The following is a 2,073-nucleotide window of genomic DNA, read 5'->3' as shown; positions in this document are numbered from 1 at the left end:
TAGCAACCTCATTAAGTGAACGCATGGACGGATAGCCTTGCTGCCAATAGTCGCGCAGAACTGCCGGAGGATTGGGCTTAACCCAAACTAATTCACTGATCACCATGTATCCATCTGATTTGAGAAGCGATCGCCACTCTGTTAGCCCCTCTTCTAATCCGATAATATAGATAGACCCCTCAGCCCAAATCAGGTCAAAGCTTTGGGCTGTAAACGGCAAGTTTCTCATATCGGCATTCAGGCAGGTAATTCGCCCCGAAAACGCAGCGGCTTGCTGCTGCAGCCCTGCTAGATAGGGTTGATGGTTATCCACAGCGGTAATCGATCCGTCACTGAGCTGGGCTAGGGTTAGAGTCTGCATTCCTGGCCCACAGCCGATATCTAAAATTTGGGGATGGGAGAGGGCAGGCAACATCTCAAAGGCTTGCTGAGTATACAAGGCACCCCCAGGACTTTCTCGCTCCAATCCTTGGTGGATGTCCAAAAAAATGCTTTGCTCGTCCATTGATCTCTCCTTCTATCCACAATCCCAGAGGCAATAGAACAATTATTGCACCGTCAGTCCATGGGCTTGAAAAATCTCCACGGCTCGCTGCACCTCAGCCACAGTCGGCGTGGCTGTATCTTTCAACGCATAGGCATAACCAAGCTGCTGCCATTTGTAGTTTCCCATTTGGTGAAACGGCAAGATTTCCACCTTTTTTACACAGGTTAATTGAGCAACAAAGGCAGCCAATTGTTCCATATTTTGTTTCCCGTCAGTTAAGCCTGGCACCAGCACGAAGCGAACCCAGGTAGGTTTCTGAATCTCGTTTAAGTAACGGGCAACATGTAGGGTAGGCTCGATGGGCACATGGGTAACAGTTTGGTAAATTTGAGGATTAAAGGATTTGATATCCAATAAAACTAAATCTACATCATCTAAAACGGGTTTAGAGCGCTCAAAGTCTGGATAGCCAGAGGTATCAAGAGCTGTATGAATACCGATCGCTTGACAACGACGGATGATCTCATGCACAAACTCCGGCTGCAGCAAGGGCTCACCGCCGCTAATAGTCACCCCACCACCGGAATAGGTCATGTAGGAACGATAGGACTGAATTTCGGATAAGAGATCATCCACTGTAACCTCTTGCCCTTGGTTGGGGTCACGGGTATCTGGATTATGGCAATAGAGGCAGCGTAGGCGGCAGCCCTGGGTAAAGATCACAAATCGAATTCCTGGGCCATCCACCGTGCCACAGGTTTCCACCGAGTGGATGCGGCCGCGATCGCCCCTGATGAGACCTGAACTAGAGACTGAAGTAGACATAGGTTAACTAGACCGTTGATGAACAACGCTTCATCAAAGTAGCATTGGAATGTTGAGGTCTTGGAGACGGATTTGCATGTGAGGGCGAGGGTTAAGGGGTGGGCATTGCCCACCCTACAGCTACGTCACATTAAATTGACATGAGTAAGAAATGATCAAAGTGGACAGTAACGCCTACAGATGGCTGTGGAAGGTGCGGTTAATCACATCCAACTGTTGTTCTCGGGTCAATTTGATGAAATTCACGGCATAGCCCGATACCCGAATCGTAAGCTGGGGATACTCTTCAGGATGATCCATGGCATGGAGCAAGGTATCTCGGTTGAGAACGTTGACGTTAATATGATGCCCGGTTTCGTGGAAATAGCCATCTAGCATTCCTACTAAATTAGTCACTTGACTGTCTAAACCTTTACCCAAAGCTTGGGGCACGATGGAAAAGGTATAGGAAATGCCGTCCTGAGCATCATCATAGGGCAGCTTAGCCACAGATGCTAGGGACGCGATCGCCCCTTTTGTATCTCGTCCATGCATAGGATTTGCGCCGGGGGCAAAGGGTTCACCGGCTTTACGTCCATCGGGGGTATTCCCAGTTTTCTTGCCGTAGACCACATTGGAGGTAATCGTTAAAATCGACTGGGTGGGTACAGCATCTCGATAGGTTTTGTTGGTACGTACTTTCGCCATGAAAGACTGCACCAGATCAATGGCAATGGTATCGACCCGATCGTCATTGTTACCATACTTGGGATAGTCACCAT

General features: G+C 48.7%; 3 protein-coding genes. All 3 read right to left on the bottom strand.

Annotation, left to right across the window (positions count from 1 at the left end):
* Positions 1-505, bottom strand: a 505-nt coding sequence (locus V6D20_18700; protein HEY9817809.1) for a class I SAM-dependent methyltransferase, incomplete at its 3' end; no start/stop codon positions are given.
* 42 nt (positions 506-547) lie between these two features.
* Positions 548-1,312, bottom strand: coding sequence for a pyruvate formate-lyase-activating protein (gene pflA / locus V6D20_18695; protein HEY9817808.1), 765 nt, complete (start codon positions 1,310-1,312; stop codon positions 548-550).
* Positions 1,313-1,486: 174 nt separating this feature from the next.
* The gene (locus tag V6D20_18690) at positions 1,487-1,846 is read right to left on the bottom strand and encodes a glycine radical domain-containing protein (GenBank protein HEY9817807.1); all 360 of its coding nucleotides are present in this window, start codon (positions 1,844-1,846) and stop codon (positions 1,487-1,489) included.
* Positions 1,847-2,073: the final 227 nt, after the last annotated feature.

The sequence above is a fragment of the Candidatus Obscuribacterales bacterium genome, assembly GCA_036703605.1.
Taxonomy (GTDB): Bacteria; Cyanobacteriota; Cyanobacteriia; order RECH01; family RECH01; genus RECH01.
This window is presented reverse-complemented; position numbering and strand designations above follow the sequence as displayed.

Bases quoted from the DNA above. Each gene is read 5' to 3' on its own strand.
- pflA (HEY9817808.1), bottom strand. From the start codon at position 1,312: ATGTCTACTTCAGTCTCTAGTTCAGGTCTCATCAGGGGCGATCGCGGC.
- V6D20_18690 (HEY9817807.1), bottom strand. From the start codon at position 1,846: ATGCATGGACGAGATACAAAAGGGGCGATCGCGTCCCTAGCATCTGTG.